Source organism: Aeromonas sp. SG16 (assembly GCF_024436135.1).
GTDB classification, from domain to species: Bacteria; Pseudomonadota; Gammaproteobacteria; order Enterobacterales; family Aeromonadaceae; genus Aeromonas; species Aeromonas jandaei.
Window position 1 is genome coordinate 534,121 of record NZ_JANFNW010000002.1, and the last position, 17,821, is coordinate 551,941.

General features: G+C 60.9%; 15 protein-coding genes. 7 read left to right on the plus strand and 8 right to left on the minus strand.

The annotated features are described in order from the left end of the window. Positions 1-34 precede the first annotated feature (34 nt). A complete protein-coding gene (locus NOM67_RS09570; protein WP_255936370.1) occupies positions 35-1,072 on the plus strand; it encodes an efflux RND transporter periplasmic adaptor subunit in 1,038 nt (345 codons plus the stop codon). Next, positions 1,065-4,262: an efflux RND transporter permease subunit gene (locus NOM67_RS09575; RefSeq protein ID WP_156852172.1), complete on the plus strand. Its 3,198-nt coding sequence runs from the start codon at positions 1,065-1,067 to the stop codon at positions 4,260-4,262. Before NOM67_RS09570 ends, NOM67_RS09575 begins: the two co-directional genes overlap by 8 nt. 60 nt (positions 4,263-4,322) lie before the next feature. Here NOM67_RS09575 and NOM67_RS09580 read toward each other — a convergent pair whose 3' ends face one another. After that, positions 4,323-6,758 (minus strand): diguanylate cyclase domain-containing protein, encoded by a 2,436-nt coding sequence (locus NOM67_RS09580; RefSeq protein ID WP_255936383.1) that lies wholly within the window; start codon positions 6,756-6,758, stop codon positions 4,323-4,325. A 434-nt stretch (positions 6,759-7,192) separates the two neighbouring features. Between NOM67_RS09580 and NOM67_RS09585 the strand changes: the two genes are divergently transcribed. Both NOM67_RS09585 and NOM67_RS09590 read left to right on the plus strand, forming a co-directional pair. After that, entirely contained in the window at positions 7,193-8,209 is a 1,017-nt protein-coding gene (locus tag NOM67_RS09585) for a lipoate--protein ligase A (protein ID WP_208736636.1), read from the plus strand. A gap of 186 nt (positions 8,210-8,395) precedes the next feature. Next, a complete protein-coding gene (locus tag NOM67_RS09590; protein WP_255936387.1) occupies positions 8,396-10,090 on the plus strand; it encodes a pyridoxal-dependent decarboxylase in 1,695 nt (564 codons plus the stop codon). A 113-nt stretch (positions 10,091-10,203) separates the two neighbouring features. Here the strand turns inward: NOM67_RS09590 and NOM67_RS09595 are convergent, their stop codons facing one another. The 3 genes from NOM67_RS09595 to yiaY all read right to left on the minus strand — a co-directional run bounded on the left by NOM67_RS09595 (position 10,204) and on the right by yiaY (position 12,584). Beyond that, positions 10,204-10,833, minus strand: coding sequence for an NAD(P)H-binding protein (locus tag NOM67_RS09595; RefSeq protein WP_255936389.1), 630 nt, complete (start codon positions 10,831-10,833; stop codon positions 10,204-10,206). 123 nt (positions 10,834-10,956) lie between these two features. Then, complete coding sequence (bamE, locus tag NOM67_RS09600; RefSeq protein WP_033113504.1) at positions 10,957-11,295, minus strand: outer membrane protein assembly factor BamE; 339 nt, start codon at positions 11,293-11,295, stop codon at positions 10,957-10,959. A gap of 137 nt (positions 11,296-11,432) precedes the next feature. After that, complete coding sequence (yiaY, locus tag NOM67_RS09605; RefSeq protein WP_071911816.1) at positions 11,433-12,584, minus strand: L-threonine dehydrogenase; 1,152 nt, start codon at positions 12,582-12,584, stop codon at positions 11,433-11,435. A gap of 382 nt (positions 12,585-12,966) precedes the next feature. Between yiaY and udp the strand changes: the two genes are divergently transcribed. Then, positions 12,967-13,722, plus strand: coding sequence for a uridine phosphorylase (gene udp / locus NOM67_RS09610; RefSeq protein ID WP_005337975.1), 756 nt, complete (start codon positions 12,967-12,969; stop codon positions 13,720-13,722). Positions 13,723-13,862: 140 nt separating this feature from the next. Here the strand turns inward: udp and NOM67_RS09615 are convergent, their stop codons facing one another. Next, positions 13,863-14,558, minus strand: a complete 696-nt coding sequence (locus NOM67_RS09615; RefSeq protein ID WP_370689163.1) for an RluA family pseudouridine synthase — start codon at positions 14,556-14,558, stop codon at positions 13,863-13,865. Positions 14,559-14,797: 239 nt separating this feature from the next. Here NOM67_RS09615 and rihA point away from each other — a divergent pair, with 239 nt between their 5' ends. Together rihA and NOM67_RS09625 are read left to right on the plus strand one after the other, a co-directional pair. Continuing rightward, positions 14,798-15,733, plus strand: a complete 936-nt coding sequence (gene rihA, locus NOM67_RS09620; RefSeq protein WP_255936394.1) for a pyrimidine-specific ribonucleoside hydrolase RihA — start codon at positions 14,798-14,800, stop codon at positions 15,731-15,733. 34 nt (positions 15,734-15,767) lie between these two features. Next, on the plus strand, positions 15,768-16,238 hold the full coding sequence (locus NOM67_RS09625; protein WP_255936396.1) for a hypothetical protein: 471 nt from the start codon (positions 15,768-15,770) through the stop codon (positions 16,236-16,238). A 114-nt stretch (positions 16,239-16,352) separates the two neighbouring features. Here the strand turns inward: NOM67_RS09625 and NOM67_RS09630 are convergent, their stop codons facing one another. The 3 genes from NOM67_RS09630 to NOM67_RS09640 all read right to left on the minus strand — a co-directional run bounded on the left by NOM67_RS09630 (position 16,353) and on the right by NOM67_RS09640 (position 17,688). Further along, on the minus strand, positions 16,353-16,799 hold the full coding sequence (locus NOM67_RS09630; protein ID WP_255936398.1) for a hypothetical protein: 447 nt from the start codon (positions 16,797-16,799) through the stop codon (positions 16,353-16,355). A 65-nt stretch (positions 16,800-16,864) separates the two neighbouring features. Further along, on the minus strand, positions 16,865-17,161 hold the full coding sequence (locus NOM67_RS09635) for a helix-turn-helix domain-containing protein (protein ID WP_005337957.1): 297 nt from the start codon (positions 17,159-17,161) through the stop codon (positions 16,865-16,867). Continuing rightward, complete coding sequence (locus NOM67_RS09640; protein ID WP_041208367.1) at positions 17,158-17,688, minus strand: DUF1523 family protein; 531 nt, start codon at positions 17,686-17,688, stop codon at positions 17,158-17,160. The genes NOM67_RS09635 and NOM67_RS09640 overlap by 4 nt, the downstream gene beginning before the upstream one ends. Between the last annotated feature and the right edge of the window lie 133 nt (positions 17,689-17,821).

Below are 17,821 nucleotides of genomic sequence, written 5' to 3' on the forward strand. Positions count from 1 at the left end.
GGATTGCCCCTGATGTCGGGAAAGGAGGAATATCATGGAACAGATCCGCTTGTTGGGGGCCGCCATGCTGGCCGTGACCTCCGCTCTTGTCTCTCCGATGACATGGTCTGCCGAGGCGAATGGTGATGCCACCCTGACTCTGGTTCCCCATCAGGTGACCGACTGGCTGACGCTGGATGGCACCGTCAGTGCCATCCATCAGGGAACGGTGGCGGCCCAGACCAGCGGCCGGGTCTCCCGTATGCTGGTGGATGTGAACGATCAGGTGCAGGCGGGACAGCCGCTGCTCGAGATCAGCGGCAAGGAGCAGTTTGCCGCCGTCACGGGTGCCGAGGCGCGGTTGGCCAGAGCCAAGGCCCAGCAGGTGGAGGCAGAGCGCCAGCTTGCCCGCTTTCAGGCACTTATCGCCAAGGGAGTGATCACCCGCGCCCAGCTCGACAATGCCCAGGCGACTGATCGCGCTGCCCGCGCCGAGGTCAATGCGGCCGATGCGGCTCTCACTCAGGCCCGCGAGGCCTACGGCTATACCCGCATTCTGGCTCCCTACGCCGGGGTGGTGACCAAGCGGTTGGTGGAGCTGGGGGAGACTGTCGCCCCCAGTACCCCGTTGCTCTCCGGCTTCTCCCTCGACACCTTGCGAGTAGAAGTGGAGTTGCCCCAATCCGCCCTGACGCTAGCTCGTGAGCCTGCGGATGTGCAGGTGCTGCTGCCCGATGGCAGGGCCGTTGCCCCGGTCAAATTGACCCGCTTCAACTATGCCGACAGCCAGAGCCACGCCTTCAGGTTGCGCCTCGACTTGCCGCCGCAAACCACCGGGGTATTGCCCGGCATGTGGCTCAAGGTGCAGCTCAAACAGGGTGAGCGTCAGGTGCTGCAAGTACCGGATCGCGCTCTGCTGAAGCAAGGGGAGTTCAACGGCGTCTATCTGCAGCAACCCTCTGGCTGGGCCCTGACGCCGGTGCGGGTCGGCCATTGCTTGGCGGGGCAGTGCGAGATCCTGGCCGGGCTGCAAGCCGGTGACAAGCTGGCCCCCGATGGCTGGGCGCAGCAGCAGGAGGTGGCTCATGAGTAGCGAGCTGAACGGCAACAAGGAGAGGCTGGGGCCTGCCGGTCGGCTGGCTGCGCTGTTTCAGGGCTCGGCCATCACCCCGCTGCTGGCGCTGGTGGGGTTGCTGCTCGGTCTGTTTGCGGTGCTGGTGACCCCCAAGGAGGAGGAGCCGCAGATTGATGTCACCTTCGCCGATGTCTATATCCCTTTCCCGGGAGCCACGCCGGCAGAGGTGGAGTCTCTCGTCACCACCCCTGCCGAGCAGGTGGTCTCCCAGATAAAGGGTATTGATACCCTCTACTCTTTCTCTCGCCCTGATGGCGCCCTGTTGGTGGTGGTGTTCAAGGTGGGGGTGAGCCGCGAGCAGGCTATTGTCGATCTCAACAACCAGCTCGACTCCAACCGTGACTGGTTGCCACAGGGGAGCGGGGTCGGTCAGCCACTGGTGAAACCCCGGGGGATCGATGATGTCCCCATCGTCAGTCTCACCTTATGGAGCAAAGAGGGGAGCAAGCGACTGGGGGCTCCCGAGCTGACCCGAGTCGCCCATGAGCTGGAGACCGAGCTCAAGCGCATTCCCGGTACCCGCGATATCTACACGCTGGGCAGCCAGAGTGCCGTGTTGCGGGTGATGCCGGATCCGGTGGCCCTCAGCGCCCACGGCATCAGCTGGGGCGAGCTGAGCCAGCGCCTTGCGGCCGCCAATCAGGTGGGCCCGACACAGGCCATCGAGCAAGATAACCGGGAGATCAAGGTGCAGGTGGGGCAGTTCCTGCAAAGCGAGCAGGAGGCCAGCGAGCTGGTGGTGGGGCTGCACGACGGCAAGCCGGTCTATCTGGGGGATGTGGCCAAGGTCTCTCTGGGTCAGGAGACCCCGACCAAACGCAGCTGGATGGGGCAGGGGCAAGCCAGTTATCCGGCGGTGACCCTGGCCATCGGCAAGCAGCCGGGCCAGAACGCGGTCGAGGTGGCCAAGCGGGTGGAGGCGCGGGTGGAGAGTCTCAAGAATCGGCTTATCCCTGCCGGGGTCGAGGTGACGGTGACTCGAGACTACGGCGTCACCGCCGAGACCAAATCCAACACCCTCATCGGCAAGCTGATTTTTGCCACCACGGCGGTGGTGCTGCTGGTACTGGTGAGCATGGGTTGGCGCGAGGCGCTGGTAGTTGGCGTTGCCATCGTCATCACCCTGGCACTGACTCTCTTCGCCAGCTGGGCCTGGGGCTTTACCCTCAACCGGGTGTCGCTGTTTGCGCTGATCTTCTCCATCGGCATTCTGGTGGATGACGCCATTGTGGTGGTGGAGAACATCCACCGCCATCGCGGTTTGGGCAAGGGGGCGCTCAAGGATCTGATACCGGGGGCGGTGGACGAGGTGGGGGGGCCGACCATACTGGCGACCCTGACAGTCATTGCGGCCCTGCTGCCGATGGCCTTTGTCAGCGGGCTGATGGGCCCTTACATGAGCCCCATTCCCATCAATGCCAGCATGGGGATGCTCATCTCCCTGCTGGTGGCCTTTATCTTCTCACCCTGGCTGGCGAGCCATTTGCTCAAGGATTCGGTGCACGGTACCGACGGCGAGGCCAAGGCCGGCCTCTTCCAGCGGTTGATGACCCCTTTCCTGATTGGCGCTGGCGCCAGGAGAGCGAGACACAAGCTCTGGCTGGCCATCCTGCTGTTGGTGGCGGGAGCCGCCGCCATGCCCATGGTGCAGTGGGTGGTGCTCAAGATGCTTCCCTTTGACAACAAGTCGGAATTCCAGCTGGTGCTCGATATGCCGGAGGGGGCGACCTTGGAGCAGACCGAGCGCACTTTGCTGGCGGTCGGGCGGGAGCTTGCCAAGGTGGAGGAAGTAAAGGATTACCAGATCTACGCCGGTACCGCAGCCCCCATCAATTTCAACGGGCTGGTGCGTCACTATTTTATCCGCAGCGGTGCCAACGTGGGGGATATTCAGGTCAACCTGGTGGACAAGCATGAGCGCCATCGCAGCAGTCACCAGATCGCCCAATCGGTGCGGGCACCGCTACAGGCCATCGCCAGTGCGGTGGGTGGCAACCTGAAAGTCGTTGAGGTGCCGCCCGGCCCGCCGGTCTGGTCACCCATCGTTGCCGAGATCTATGGCCCGACTCAGGCTGCCCGCGAAGCGGCGGCGCGCGCCGTACAGGCCCGTTTTGTGGCCACGCCGGATCTGGTGGACGTGGATATCTATCTGACCGACCCGCAGCCCAAGTGGCGGCTGGTGGTGGACCGCAGCAAGGCGGCCCTGCTCGGGGTCGATCTCGGGGAGCTGGTGAACACCCTCAATGGCGGGGTGGGTTATCAGGATGCCAGCTGGCTGCAGGGGCATGGCGCCAAGTATCCGGTGCCGATCCGCATCGAGCTCGCTCCAGGTGACAAACGGGATCTGGCGGGCGTACTGGCCCTCAAGGTGCGCAGCCAGAGCGGCCAGCTGGTGCGGGTCTCCGAGCTGGTGAGTCGCCGCGATGAGCTGGCCCCCGGGTATATCATGCACAAGAACATGCAGCCCATGGTGATGGTGGTGGCCGACATGGGCGGCCATACCGACAGCCCGCTCTACGGCATGTTTGCCGCCGGTGCCGATATCGACCTGCCCCAATATTACGTGCGGCAGCCCGACAAGCTGGGGGAGGTGGCGCTGTTGTGGGACGGGGAGTGGAAGATCACCTACGAGACCTTCCGCGACATGGGGCTAGCCTACGGGGTGGGGATGATCCTCATCTACCTGCTGGTGGTGGCCCAGTTTCGCTCCTATCTGGTGCCGCTCATCATCATGGCCCCCATTCCGCTCACCCTCATCGGGGTGATGCCGGGCCACGCCCTGCTGGGGGCCCAGTTTACCGCTACCTCGATGATCGGGATGATCGCGCTGGCCGGCATCATAGTGCGCAACAGCATCCTGCTGGTGGACTTTATCGAACAGCAGCGGGCGAGTGGCGTGGCGTTCGAGCAGGCGGTGATTGCGGCGGCGCAGGTGCGGGCCAAACCCATCATGCTGACGGCGCTGGCCGCCATGATTGGAGCCCTGTTTATCCTCGATGATCCCATCTTCAACGGGCTGGCCATCAGCCTGATTTTCGGGATCCTGGTCTCTACTTTGCTCACTCTGGTGGTGATCCCGCTGCTCTACTACAGCCTGATGTCGCGCCGTGGGGTCGCGATCACGGCAAACGAGCCGGGCGCACAATGACAGAAGGGCCACCTCGGTGGCCCTTCTCGTTTCACACATTCAGGTGGCTGGGGCGCTGAGTCAGCGTCCCTTCAGCAGCGGGAAGTAGCGCCGGTCAGCCTGACTCATATGGCCGACAACCAGCTCCTGAATGATGAAGTTGAGCAACTCGTCGTTGCCGAGGGTGCCTGCGCGGGCGGCGTTCATCAGCTGGGCCGCTTTTTGCAGCAGTTGCTGATGGTCCTGACGGTGGGTCTCTAGCTCGGCGTAATCGAGCTCGGCCAGCAGGCTCTCCTCGAAGGTGAAATGGTGGTGTGCCATCTCGAACAGGTTCTCCAGACTCTCCAGATAGAGAGCGGGATGGGCCTCGTGATCCTTCATCCGCTCCAGCAGCCGGTTGGTGAGCACAAAGAGCTGGCGATGTTCGGCATCGATACGGGGATGGCCGCACTCGTGGCTACCTTGCCACACCAGCGAGCCCTGCGCGGGGTCGAGCCCGGCGGTATAGAGACAGACCCGGCCACGGCCGCGGTTTTTCGCCTGATACATCGCCTGATCCGCGTGGTGCATCAGGGTTTTGGCATCCTCGCCGTGCTCCGGATAGAGAGCAATCCCGATACTGCTGGAGATGCGCAGCTCCTGCTCGTCGCTCATCCTGAAGGGGTGGCGCAGGCTGTGATGGAGATGGTCGGCGATGGTCAGTGCCTCGTCGCTGGTGTCTGGCAGCAGGATAACAAATTCGTCGCCGCCAAGGCGTGCCACCAGATCATGCTCCCGCACGCAGTAGCGCATCCGCTTGGCCACCATATTGAGCAGCACATCGCCGGTCTCGTGGCCGAAGGTATCGTTGATCGGCTTGAAGTGATCGAGATCGATGAACATCAGTGCCAATGGCTGGTCGGCGTTGTGCTCCAGCGCCTCTTTCAGCCGTTGCTGCAGCAGGCGGCGGTTGGGCAGACCGGTCAGGGGATCGTAGAAGGCGAGGCGGCGCATCATCTCCTCGCGGGCCGCCCGCTCGGTGATGTCGCGGGTTACCCCCAGAATGGCCTCTGGTTCCCCTTGCTCGTTGCCATGCAGGGTGGTGATGGTCTCGGTGGCGACCAGATGGCCATCCTTGTGGCGCAGATCGGTGCGAATGACGCTGCGAGTCTGCTCATGTTCACCGCGATACCAGGCTGCGAGGGTGGCGGTGATCTCCTCCTTGAGTTTTATGCGTGCGGCATCGGGCAGCAGCTTCTTGAACGGCAGGGCGAACAGCTCGCTCGCGTTGTAACCGCTCAGCGGCTGAATGGCCGGGCTGATGTAGCGAAAGCGCAGGCTGGCAGTATCCATGGTCCAGATCACGTCGGCGCTGTTCTCCGCCACGAAGCGGTAGTGCTGCTCGCTCTGGGCCAGCTCGCGGGTGAGGCGCTGGCGGTCGCGCGACTCCTGACGCAGACGCAGGTAAAGGTGTAGGAAGATGCCGAGCAGGATCAACAGGGTAAAGGTGATCAGCATGGCGATGGCCACGCTCTTGTCGAGCAGCTGCCGCTGCTGGCGCAGCCGCTCTGTGGCCGGATTGTAGAGAAAGCGATCGAGGCTGATGTCGGAGGCGAGCAGGCCCGCCTCCCGATAGATATTGGCGATCTGCTGCCAGCGCTCTGGCTGCATGTATCCCGGCTCGACAAAGTCGGGTTGCATCAGCGAGCGGGTCTCGCGCGCTTCAAAGGTGAGTTGCTCCCGTCCAGCCCCGCTAGGGTAGTGCTCCATGATCCAGTCGATCATCTCCTCCGGATTATCCATGGCATAGCGCCAGCCGCGCAGGCTCGCCTGACGAAAGGCAAAGACCCGGCCGGGGCGGGTCGCCAGCTCCCGTTCGGAGGTAAAGAGGTTGTCGGCGTAAAAGTCGTTGTTGGCGCTGCGGGGACTGAAGACCCGATAGGGGATCTCCTTTTGCTGCAGGTAGAAGGGCTCCGTGGTGCTATAGGCACTGATGGCATCCACCTTGCCTGAGAGCAGCGCTTCGACACCGTTGTCGTAGGGGAGGATCTGCCACGTCCGGGCGGGAATATGTTTGCTGAGATAGGTGAGCAGCTCGCCGGAGCCGGGTTCCAGCATCAGCCGCTTGCCGGCGAGATCGGCGGCATTGCGGATATCGGGGCGATCGAGCGTCAGCAGCAGCAGGGGAGAGTGCTGCAACATGGCTGCCAGCACCACCACCGGCTTGCCGGCGGCGCGGGCCAGCAGCAAGTCGCTGCCGCTGATGCCAAACTGCGCCTGGCCACTGGTCACTGCTTTGACCACATCGGTGCGGGGCGTGGCTTCGCGCAGGGTGACGTTGATCCCGGCTTCTCGGTAGTAGCCCTTGGCGATGGCGGCGTAGTAACCGGCAAACTGGAACTGATGCTGCCAGGAGAGCTGGAGTGTGACTTGCTCTTCGGCCTTCAGTGGCACGCTTGCAAGCGCAGAGAACATCCAGCTGGCCAGCATGGGCAGGAACCAGAACGTACAGCGTGGGGAGGGTTCGAGCTCCGTCATACAGGGTGTCTCTCGGGAGGCGGTATCAGAGCTAGAGTCAAACAATTTTTTGTAACCTGCAATAGGGGAAAAAGGCTAGCGGAGCAGGGCAGTAGCGGTATAAGAATTTGTTTTTGTGTTTTTCATCACACTAATTGCCTGCGAAGTCTGTTTTCACAACTTGCCTGCCCCATCCCGGAGTCATATGGCTTGCGAAAATGGCTGCATTTTAGCCATTATCATGCCGTTTTTTCCTCCGAATCTTCGTTTAAATTGCCGCTTTTTGTCGGGAAAGCGTCAGCCTGTGTCGTCATATCACGCGATACTTCTGCGATGTTTTCCACATGAGGGAAATATGTATTCCGGTTGTTTGTTGATGGTTAAATCAGCCTCGTCGCCCGGTTGGCGAGCTCTGGTGTTATGATGTTCCCCCCTGTTCCGGATAAGGCTGTTTCATGTCCCGCTTGCGTCTGCTTGTCTCCGATTCTCACGACCCCCTCTTCAACCTCGCCGTCGAGGAGTGCATCTTCCGCCAGATGGATCCCCGTCAACGGGTGCTGTTCCTCTGGCGCAACGCCAATACCGTGGTGATTGGCCGTGCCCAGAACCCGTGGAAGGAGTGCAATACCCGCCGAATGGAAGAGGACGGGGTGACGCTGGCTCGCCGCAGCAGCGGTGGTGGCGCCGTGTTTCACGACCTTGGCAACAGCTGCTTCACCTTCATGGCGGGCAAGCCGGAGTATGACAAGAGCGTCTCCACCGCCATCGTGCTGGACGGGCTCAAGCGATTGGGGATTGAGGCCTTTGCCTCCGGTCGCAACGACTTGCTGGTGGCGACCCCGGACGGGGAGCGCAAGGTATCGGGTTCGGCTTACAGGGAGACCCTGGATCGCGGATTTCACCACGGCACCCTGCTGCTGGACGCCGATCTCGGTCGGCTCGCCAACTACCTCAACCCCGACCCCAAGAAGCTGGCGGCCAAGGGGATCAGCTCGGTACGCGGTCGGGTGGCCAATCTGTGCGAACTGCTGCCGGGGATTGACCACCATCAGGTGAGCGACGCGCTGGCTGCCGCCTTTTTTGAGCACTATGGCGAGCGGGTGCAGCCCGAGCACATCTCCCCGGAGCAGATGCCCGATCTGCCCGGTTTTGCCGAGACTTTCGCCCGCCAGCGCAGCTGGGAGTGGAACTTTGGCCACGCGCCCGCCTTCACCCATCTGCTGGAAGAGCGCTTTGGCTGGGGCGGGGTGGAGCTGCATTTTGATGTGGAGAAGGGGAGCATAGTGCGGGCGCAGATTTTCAGCGACACCCTGGATCCGGCACCCTTCGATCGGCTGGCCCAACTGCTGGTGAGTTGTCCCTATCGCTCTGATGCGATCGCCAGCTGTTTGCAAGGGTGGCAGGGGGAGTTCCCGGCCAGTGGTGAGGCGTTGAGCGAGTTTGCCGACTGGCTGCTGGCGGCGCTGCGCTGAAGGCACAACTGCTGAAGTGATCGGGATCACGAAATATAAAGAGGCGCATAAAAAGCGCCTTTTTTCTGCCCCTTGCCATGGCTAAAACATAACAAAAAGTATGGCAGGCCATTAGTTATTGTCTCTGTTGATGCGCCTGGCCCGGGAGTATAAGGGCCGCACATTTGCTGTACTAATGGTATAAAAATGAGTGACTTAGTTTTTCTTCAAGACCAAGGCGTCAACGCAGTCTCCCCCCTGTTTGCCAACCGGTTTGCCAGCGTTAAAGCCAATTTTTTCTCACGTAATCCCAATCTCTGGCCAGTTTTTCGCGAGCCCGGATTCGCCTCCCTCAATGAATTTCGGGCCCGTGGCCTGGCGCCCGATGCCCGTTTGAATGCCTGGCCAGATGGCCGCGCCCGCCTGGCCGATCTCTGCGAGACCATGCCGGTGCCCGCCACCATGCGCACTCCGGGCGAGCCGATGGCCGAGTTGCTGTTTGCCGCCGCGCTGTCGAAGGATTGGGAGAACCCCTCCAGCGTCGAGAACGTCATCACCATGTCAGCTGATCCCGCCATTTACGGGGCCCAGCTGGGCATTCTGGCCAACCCCAATCTGGTCTACTCCGAATACGCCGGGGTCGCCGAGGAGCTGGAGAAGAAGGTGGTGCGCCAGATTGCCCTGCTGGCAGGCTATGACCCCGAGCGGGCCACCGGCATCTTCACCCAGGGGGGGACCTTCTGTAACCTCTATGGCTACCTGCTCGGCATTCGCAAAAGCTTGCCGGAAGCCAAGCACAAGGGGCTCGGCCACTATCAGGATTACCGCATCATCAACTCCCAGGGCGGTCACTACTCCAACATCACCAACCTCTCCCTGCTTGGGGTCGACATCGAGAACAAGACCATCCGCATTCAGGTCGGCGAGAACAACGACATCGATCTCGACCACCTCGAACGCACCCTGACAGCCTGTTTTGCCCTGAAACACGTGGTGCCCGCCATCATGCTCACCATGGGTACCACCGACACCTTCGGGGTGGATCAGGTGAAACCCGTGTTCGAGCTGCGCAATCGCCTCTGCGAGCAGTTCGAAGTGGCAGTCAAACCGCACATTCACGTCGATGCCGCCATCGGCTGGTCGATGATCTTCTTCCTCGATTACGACTTTGCCGCCAACCCGCTTGGCATCAATGCCGCGACCCTGGCCGGGATCGAGCGCAACGTGGCGCGCTTTGCCGAGCTCAAATATGCCGACTCCTTTACCGTCGACTTCCAGAAGTGGGGCTATGTGCCCTACACCTCCAGTCTGGTGATGCTCAAGGAGCAGGATGACCTCAAGGCGATGGAGAACGACCCGGAGAACTTCTCCTACTTCGAGCGGGACATTCAGGGTCAGACCCACCTGCAATCCACCATCGAGTGCTCCCGCGGCGCGAGCGGCCTGTTCGGTGCCTATGCGGCGCTCAACTACATGGGAGTGGAGGGGTATCGCATCGTGCTGGCCCACTGCCTGCAAAATGCCAACTACTTCCGCTATCGCCTGAGTCAGCTTGGCAACGTCAAGTTGGTGGCGCAGGAGAATCAGGGGCCGAGCGTCGGCTTCAAGATCTACAACCCCGAGTGGGTGAGCGATCCGGAGGCCGAGTTCGCCTTCGAGCTGGCCCGCTCCAGCGATCCTGCCTACAAGGCGCGGCTGCAGCGCAATACCGACTATCACCGCAGCCTGTTCAAGGGGCGTGGCAAAGTCGGGCTCTACACCAACTGGGTGGAGGCGGTGGCCCACTCCGACTATGACGCCCGCGGCAAATACTCCTACATCGCCGGGGAGAAGGCGGTCTTTATGAACCCCGCCTGCACTCGCGAGCAGATCGACGCCTTTATCGACCATATCCGCGGTTAACGGCTGTGCGATCACGAACTGACCAGCCTTGAGTCGATACCAGACAGGCCGGTATCAAAAGGGCAAGCCAATCGGCTTGCCCTTGTTGTTGATGAGTGGTCGGGATGGCTTGTTCAGAGGCGCAGCAGCTGCTCGTTCTCGACAATCTCGCATCCGGCGGGTTGCCGGGAGAGGGTAATCATGGCGTGGGCCACCTGACTGGCCTCGATGGCGCGCCAGCGGGCGAGCTTGCCAACCAGCAGCGGTCGAAACAGCGGATAGATGGCCTGAAAGATCTGCTCCGAGCGGCGCAGCGGTTGTCTATCCCCCAGCAACATGGCTGGCCGCACGATGGCAAGCCGCGGCCAGGATTGGGCCAGCAGGGCCTGTTCCATCTCCCCCTTGGTACGTGGATAGAGGGCCGGTGAGCTGGCACTGGCCCCCATGCTCGAGACCACGATAAGGCGCTGACAGCCGTGGCGGCGGGCCAGTTCGGCAAAGGCGATCACATAGTCGAGATCGACCCGGCGAAACGCCTCGGCTGAACCGGCATCCTTGCGGGTGGTGCCGAGGGCGCAGAAGGCGATATCGACCGGTCGGGGCAGGGTGACGCTGGCCAGATCATCAAAATCGACCGGCAGCCAGTGGTGCGCCTCCTTGCCCGGTTTGCGACAGAGCAGGGTCAGCTCATGTTCGGCGGGCAACTGTTTGATCAGCTCGCGGCCAATCAGGCCGCTGGCTCCGGCAATCAGGATCCGGCTCATGATTCTCTTCCTGTGTCGCTCCGGTAGGAAGTGTCAGCATCGGGCAAACGGCAGCTCTCTGCAATCTGCACTTGCTTGCCGGGGGATAAAACAAAACCGGCGCGAGGCCGGTTTTGCGAGATCTCAGAGCGGGGTGTGGAATGCCGCTGGCAGCGGGAAGTCACCCGTTACCGTGGTGAGCCTGTCGTTGGCGAAGGTGACGGTGAGCTCTTTGCGCTCCTTGTCACCGTGGCCTGGCTGGAATTCATAGAGATAGTACCAGGTGTTGGGGTCAAAGCCGTCACGCAGCATGGGGGTCCCCAGTACATAGCTGACCTGCTCGCGGGTCATCCCCTGGCGCAGTTTGTCGACCTGTTTTTGTTCCACATAGTTGCCTTGTGGAATATCGATACGATAGACCAGGCTGCAACCGGAGAGGGTGAGGGCGGTCAGGGCCGCGGCAATCAGGTGTTTCATCCGCATAACGAGTTCAGATCATCCATACAGTCTTTTTTGGCTCGGCAAATCATACCGACTCCCTCCACGGAAGTAAAAAGCCATTGATCCATCAGCCAATAAAAAGGGCCGCACTGCGACCCTTTCTGGCAATCCGGCGGCCGTTACATGGCGGCGCGGAAGATGGCGACGATCTCTTCGTGGCTCGCCTGTTTCGGGTTGGTGAAGCCGCAGGCATCTTTCAGGGCGTTGCTGGCCAGGGTATCGAAGTCATCGGCCTTGACGCCGAGCTGCTCCAGACCGGCCGGGATCTTCACATCCAGTGCCAGCTGCTTGATGGCGGCAATGGCCGCGGCAGCGCCCTGTTCGTCGCTCATGGCGCTCACGTCAACACCCATATAGCGGGCCACATCCTTCAGACGAGCCGCGCTCACCTGGGCGTTGAATGCCTGAACGTGGGGCAGCAGCACGGCGTTGCAGACGCCATGGGGCAGGTCATAGAAACCACCCAGCTGGTGGGCCATGGCGTGCACATAGCCCAGGCTTGCGTTGTTGAAGGCCATGCCGGCCAGGAACTGGGCATAGGCCATCTGCTCGCGGGCATGCAGGTCATCGCCGTGGTTGACTGCGGTGCGCAGGTGCTTGGCGATCAGCTCGATGGCCATCACGGCGCTGGCATCGGTCACCGGGGTGGCGATGGTGGAGACATAGGCCTCGATGGCATGGGTCAGGGCATCCATACCGGTGGCGGCGGTCAGACCGGCCGGCTTGGCCAGCATCAGTTCGGGATCGTTGACCGACATCAGCGGAGTAACGTGCTTGTCGATGATGGCCATTTTCACGTGGCGCGCTTCGTCGGTGATGATGCAGAAGCGGGTCATCTCGGAGGCGGTACCGGCGGTGGTGTTGATGGCGATAAGCGGCAGTTGCGGCTTGGCAGAGCGATCCACCCCTTCGTAATCCTTGATGTTGCCACCGTTGGCGGCAACCAGGGCGATGCCCTTGGCACAGTCGTGGGGCGAGCCGCCACCCAGCGAGATGACGCAGTCGCAGCCGTTGGCCTTGATCATTGCCAGACCTGCTTCGACGTTGCTGGTGGTGGGGTTGGGTTTGGTCTCATCGAAAACTGCGCTTTCAATGCCATGTTCAGCCAGCAGGGTGGTGAGCTTGGCGACCACGCCGATCTGGTTGAGAATTTTGTCGGTGACGATCAGCGCCTTGCGGTAGCCGTAACCCTTGATATCGGCGGCAGCCTCTTGCAGACAGCCGGCACCCATCAGGTTGATTGCAGGAATATAGAACTTGAATGTAGCCATGATGGACTCCCTATAGTTAGCCATTAAGTGGTAATTGGCTGCCACGTTACCATCTTGCGGGGGATGCAAAAGCATCTGTTTTGCAACTTTACGGGGGCGATCACGGGACATTAATTAAGCGTTGAACCGGGCTTGACTTTCCCTGTTACATCCCGATTTCCTGAAAAACGTTTTTCAATTAATTCATCAGGTTAGAAAACGTTTTGCCTGCTCTTTGATGTTGTCAATGCGTGGAAGTGTGAGGCGCTTCAAGGAATTGGAAAGCGCTTTCGACCATAGTTGGCGCCTCCCCGAAGAGGGGGGTAAAGGCTTGAAAGTATCATAAAGAATCATCTTAATTTGCGTCCTGACCATGCTGGCAGGGGGCAACCAGGAGTCCAATATGTCTGATGTATTTCACTTGGGTTTGAAGAAAGCGGATCTGCAAGGCGCCACCCTGGCGATCGTCCCCGGTGACCCCGAGCGTGTAAAGCGTATCGCAGAGCTGTTGGATAACCCGGTACACCTGGCCAGCCATCGTGAATTCACTACCTGGCGTGGCGAGATGGACGGCAAGGCCGTGATCATCTGCTCTACCGGTATCGGTGGCCCGTCCACCTCTATCGCAGTAGAAGAGCTGGCCCAGCTGGGTATCCGCACCTTCCTGCGCATCGGCACCACCGGCGCCATCCAGCCGCACCTGAACGTGGGTGACGTGATCGTGACCACCGGCTCCGTGCGTCTCGACGGTGCCAGCCTGCACTTCGCACCGATGGAGTTCCCGGCTGTTGCCGATTTCGACTGCACCACCGCGCTGGTCAACACCGCCAAAGAGATGGGCTCCAAGCTGCACATCGGTGTGACTGCCTCCTCCGACACCTTCTACCCGGGTCAGGAGCGTTACGACACCGTATCCGGCCGCGTAGTGAGCCGTTTCCAGGGTTCCATGAAAGAGTGGCAAGCCATGGGCGTGCTGAACTATGAGATGGAGTCCGCAACCCTGCTGACCATGTGCTCCAGCCAGGGCCTGCGTGCCGGTATGGTGGCTGGCGTTATCGTCAACCGTACCCAGCAAGAGATCCCGAACGCCGAGACCATGGCGAAGACCGAATCTGATGCCATCAAGATCGTACTGGGCGCTGCCCGCAAGTTGATCTGATAGCACCACAAAGAGTGGGGGGTGGGGGCCGTTGCGAAAGCGCGGCCCCTATCTTTATCCGCCGTTTACCGCTTTTCCTCTCCCGTCACGCCTTCCACTGCTCCCGTCGTACTCGCACTTGTTGTCTCTACCCATTGCTTCTAAAACGCAGGTGCACAGCGGATCTGCATCGGTTCGCCGCTCACCGGATGAGCAAAATCCAGCTCGCTGGCATGGAGCATCAGCCGCGGTGCCTGTTCGCAGCCGGGTGGCAGCAGGCCACCATAGAGATCGCAACCGAGGATGGGGTGGCCCAGCAGCTGGCTGTGGATGCGCAGCTGATGGGTGCGGCCGGTCTCCGGCTCCAGTCGTACCCGGGTCAAAGGCACGGTTTGTCCCTGCATCTGCTGCTCCAGCCGCTCAATCACCTGATAGCGGGAGCGGGCGGGTTTGCCACTGGCGGCGCAGATCTTCATCAGCGGGAAAATGGTCGGATCCTTGGCGATGGGGGCATCGATAAGCCCTTCGTCGTCAATCAGATGGCCACAGAGCAGGGCGCTGTAGGCCTTGCTCACCGCCCGCTGGCTGAATTGCTGGCAGAGCAGGGCATTGATGGCCTTGTTTCTGGCCACCACCATGATGCCAGAAGTGCCGAAGTCGAGGCGATGCACCAGGGTACAGCCGGGGTAATCCTGCACCAGGCGATAGTGCACCGAGTCGAGGTTTTGCGGATTCTTGCCAGAGAGGCTCAGCAGGCCGCTCGGCTTGTTGATGAGCAGCAGGTGTTCATCCTCGAACAGGATCTCGATGGCGGCCTTGCAGGGCGGGGCGATAAAGGTGTCGACGATAACAGACATAGGGCGCACGGGCTGGAAACGGGGGGCCATCATACCCAAGTGGCGGGTAAGGCGCGAATCGGCGTAGCGGATGCGCTCGCCACACCATCCCCTCATTGCGGCCTGCTGCTGGTCGGCTGTGACAGTACGAAGGTAACTGATTGAAAAAAATCAGGAACCGTTTTGTGACCCCCTCCCGAGTTCAGCCGCCGCGAGCTTGCTAAGGTAGGGCTCCCTTTGATGTTGTAAGGAGTCTCTCCATGGCACTGCCCGTTATTCTTGATTGTGATCCCGGCCACGACGACGCCATCGCCCTGATTCTGGCGCTGGCCAGTCCTGAACTGAAGGTGCTGGCGGTCACCACCAGCGCGGGCAACCAGACACCGGACAAGACCCTCAACAATGCCCTGCGCATCCTCACCTTGCTGGGGCGGGACGATATTCCGGTAGCGGCCGGGGCGCCGAAACCGCTGGCCCGCGAGCTGATTATCGCCGACAACGTCCATGGCGAATCGGGTCTCGATGGCCCCAAACTGCCGGATCCCGCCTTTGCCCCGCAAGCGATGACGGGGATCGAGCTGATGGCCAGATCTCTGCGCGAGAGCGCGGAGCCCGTGACTTTGGTGCCGACCGGCCCGCTCACCAATATCGCCCTGCTGCTGGCGGCTCACCCCGAGTTAAAGAGCAAGATTGCCCGCATCGTGCTGATGGGGGGCGCCGCAGGGGCCGGTAACTGGACACCAGCGGCGGAATTCAATATTTATGTGGACCCGGAAGCGGCCGATATGGTCTTCAAGTCGGGCATCCCCATCACCATGTGCGGCCTCGATGTGACCCACGAGGCGCAGGTAATGGACGAGGATATCGAACGGGTACGCGCCATCACCAATCCGGTGGCCCAGTGTGTGGCCGGCCTGCTCGATTTTTTCATGATCTACCATCGGGATCCCAAGTGGGGATTTGCTGGCGCGCCGCTGCACGACCCCTGTACCATTGCCTGGTTGCTCAATCCCGCCCTGTTCCATGGCGTGGAGTGCCGGGTCGATATCGAGACCCGGGGCGAGCATACCGTGGGGATGACGGTGGTGGACCGCTATGGTCTCTCCGGCAAACCAGCCAATGCGCTGGTGTTGCTGGGGCTGGATCGGGCAGGTTTTATTGATCTGCTGGTCGAGCGGCTGCGGGCCTTTGGCTGAGCGCCGATTCACTTTTTGCAAGAAGGGGCAGGGAATGTGGAAGACAGGGTTGGCGCTGCTGGCCGGGTTGCAACTGACGGGCTGCGCGACGCCATTCGAGCGGATGTGGCAGGGGCTGGCGACCTGTGATTTTAACGATCTCTACATCGACGGTGAGACGGAACGGCCGGCCAATCTGCAGCTCAACAACTACACCCCCTACAAGGTGAGCGACGGCTTTGCCTGGTACAAGGTGCACGAGGAGCTGCACGGCTTGCCGGTGGTCGGTTTTATCGTGCCGGCCTCCAGCTTCGAAGTGCACGCCCTCTTTGTCGATACCCCCATCGCCAATGCCCGCCGGCTGACCCACAACGCCTACGGCAGCGAGTTTAGCGACGAGCAGAAGCACAACGAGGGCTCTGCCCCCCTGCTTTTGCGCGATCCCAATAACCCCAAGCGCTCCATCATCGACTGCACCCGCGGCGAGTCTGACGGGGAGCTTGAGGATTCGGCCATGCCCGAGTAGGGCGACCTGTCACGCCATCGGCCTGAATAAAGAGGGGCCAGCCTTGCCGGCTGGCCCCTCTTTTTCCATGAAGACAATGAGTTAACAAGGCTTACATGATTGCATTCAGTAAGGCTATCTTCTTCCCCTCACCAAGTGGTAACCAATAAAGCAAAGAAATAGTCCCACTCCTGACCACAGGCCGAAGGCAAACAGTTTGGCAACTGCTTGGCCAAATGCTTCGGATGCTAACAAGATGATCCCGCACATAGCACGACATGTATCGCTGCCATTAGGTAGAGGTTGATATCCGCTGAGAATGCTCATGCCGTAGATCATGGCAAACACACCAGACAAGATCAGAACCATTCCCATTGGTTTGACACTTAACCTATGGTCAGGGCTTAAGCGGTTTTCCGTGTGCTCTTTTAGTACCAGCGTCAGAGCAAGGAGAAGTGCCACAAAGCCAAGTAAAACGACAATGGCCGTGAAGTCTGGTGCGGGCCCAGCAAAGAGAGCAGCAAGCATGATACTCCCGGTGGCAAGAATCACGAGTTGCAAAATGATGCGTATAGCCTTCATTAGTGCCACCTGATGTGGGCCGGAAGGGGCCTTGTTTGTCGATGCATAGCCGCTCTCATGAAGGATCAGGGGTAGCTCAGCGTCTCCTTGATAAGAGGCAGCTGGGCCTTGATCCACGCCGGATTGATGGGGCCCCAGTCGCTGATGCGGTAGTGCCCCTGCAGGTGGCGAGCCCCCTCGGTCTGCTCGAAGGCGCAGCTGATATCGAGTTCGGCCAGCGCCGTCAGGGTATCCTGCGCGGTGCGGCGCGGCATGCCGGTCGCCTCCATGATGGCCGGCACCGTATCCGTGCCCTGGCTGATCAGCCAGGCCACGTAGAGGCGGCGGTAGAAGCTGGTGCGGGTCTTGCTCGGCTCACTCATAGCTCGTCCTCGAGACGATCGAAGTAGCGCCAGGTTGCGATGGCGGCTTTGCCCATCACCAGTGCCCAGAGGCCGAACCAGAACCAGCGGAAGAAGCTCCAGGTGGAGGCGTCAGGCTCGGTGCTCTCAATTTTGGTGACGTTGGGAAACATGGAGAACATGTTGATGCGCCAGCCGTAGGAGGTGATGATGGCGAGCCGTTTTTCAAACTCCATCGACTTGGCCTTTGCCTGTACGTCGGCGGCGTTGAACTTGAAGTAGAAGGGCCAGCCCCACTCGGTATCTTCGTTGCGGAACACCCGGATCTTCTCGCCGGGGCGCTCGGTGTAGATGTAGTAGACATCGGTAGTGGGGCCGTCAGCCGGGTTCTTCTGGCTGATGGGGCCATCCTTGTCGGTGCGCTTCACCTCCACCCCGGTAATGGTAGCGATGGTGTGCTCCGGCAGGTAGTAGTCGAGCCAGGTGGCGGAAACGAGGGCAATGAGCCCCAGGGCGATAAAAGCGGGTTTCTTGAATCTCAGGCTCATGATGGTCTCACGTGAGGGGGAGTGACGTGCCTCTACCATACTCACATTTGCCCCCACAGCCCAGCCCCTTATGGCACCAACTGCCAAAAAATGGCGTTTAAAACAACTGCCTCCTGCACCACACATCGTGGTT

Excerpts from the sequence above, each read along its gene's own strand:
- NOM67_RS09590 (WP_255936387.1), top strand. The coding sequence starts at position 8,396 with ATGAGTGACTTAGTTTTTCTTCAAGACCAAGGCGTCAACGCAGTCTCC.
- bamE (WP_033113504.1), bottom strand. The coding sequence starts at position 11,295 with ATGCGGATGAAACACCTGATTGCCGCGGCCCTGACCGCCCTCACCCTC.
- NOM67_RS09635 (WP_005337957.1), bottom strand. The coding sequence starts at position 17,161 with ATGAGTGAGCCGAGCAAGACCCGCACCAGCTTCTACCGCCGCCTCTAC.
- rihA (WP_255936394.1), top strand. The coding sequence starts at position 14,798 with ATGGCACTGCCCGTTATTCTTGATTGTGATCCCGGCCACGACGACGCC.
- NOM67_RS09585 (WP_208736636.1), top strand. The coding sequence starts at position 7,193 with ATGTCCCGCTTGCGTCTGCTTGTCTCCGATTCTCACGACCCCCTCTTC.
- NOM67_RS09570 (WP_255936370.1), top strand. The coding sequence starts at position 35 with ATGGAACAGATCCGCTTGTTGGGGGCCGCCATGCTGGCCGTGACCTCC.
- NOM67_RS09595 (WP_255936389.1), bottom strand. The coding sequence starts at position 10,833 with ATGAGCCGGATCCTGATTGCCGGAGCCAGCGGCCTGATTGGCCGCGAG.
- NOM67_RS09580 (WP_255936383.1), bottom strand. The coding sequence starts at position 6,758 with ATGACGGAGCTCGAACCCTCCCCACGCTGTACGTTCTGGTTCCTGCCC.
- NOM67_RS09630 (WP_255936398.1), bottom strand. The coding sequence starts at position 16,799 with ATGAAGGCTATACGCATCATTTTGCAACTCGTGATTCTTGCCACCGGG.
- NOM67_RS09640 (WP_041208367.1), bottom strand. The coding sequence starts at position 17,688 with ATGAGCCTGAGATTCAAGAAACCCGCTTTTATCGCCCTGGGGCTCATT.
- NOM67_RS09615 (WP_370689163.1), bottom strand. The coding sequence starts at position 14,558 with ATGTCTGTTATCGTCGACACCTTTATCGCCCCGCCCTGCAAGGCCGCC.
- yiaY (WP_071911816.1), bottom strand. The coding sequence starts at position 12,584 with ATGGCTACATTCAAGTTCTATATTCCTGCAATCAACCTGATGGGTGCC.
- udp (WP_005337975.1), top strand. The coding sequence starts at position 12,967 with ATGTCTGATGTATTTCACTTGGGTTTGAAGAAAGCGGATCTGCAAGGC.
- NOM67_RS09575 (WP_156852172.1), top strand. The coding sequence starts at position 1,065 with ATGAGTAGCGAGCTGAACGGCAACAAGGAGAGGCTGGGGCCTGCCGGT.
- NOM67_RS09625 (WP_255936396.1), top strand. The coding sequence starts at position 15,768 with ATGTGGAAGACAGGGTTGGCGCTGCTGGCCGGGTTGCAACTGACGGGC.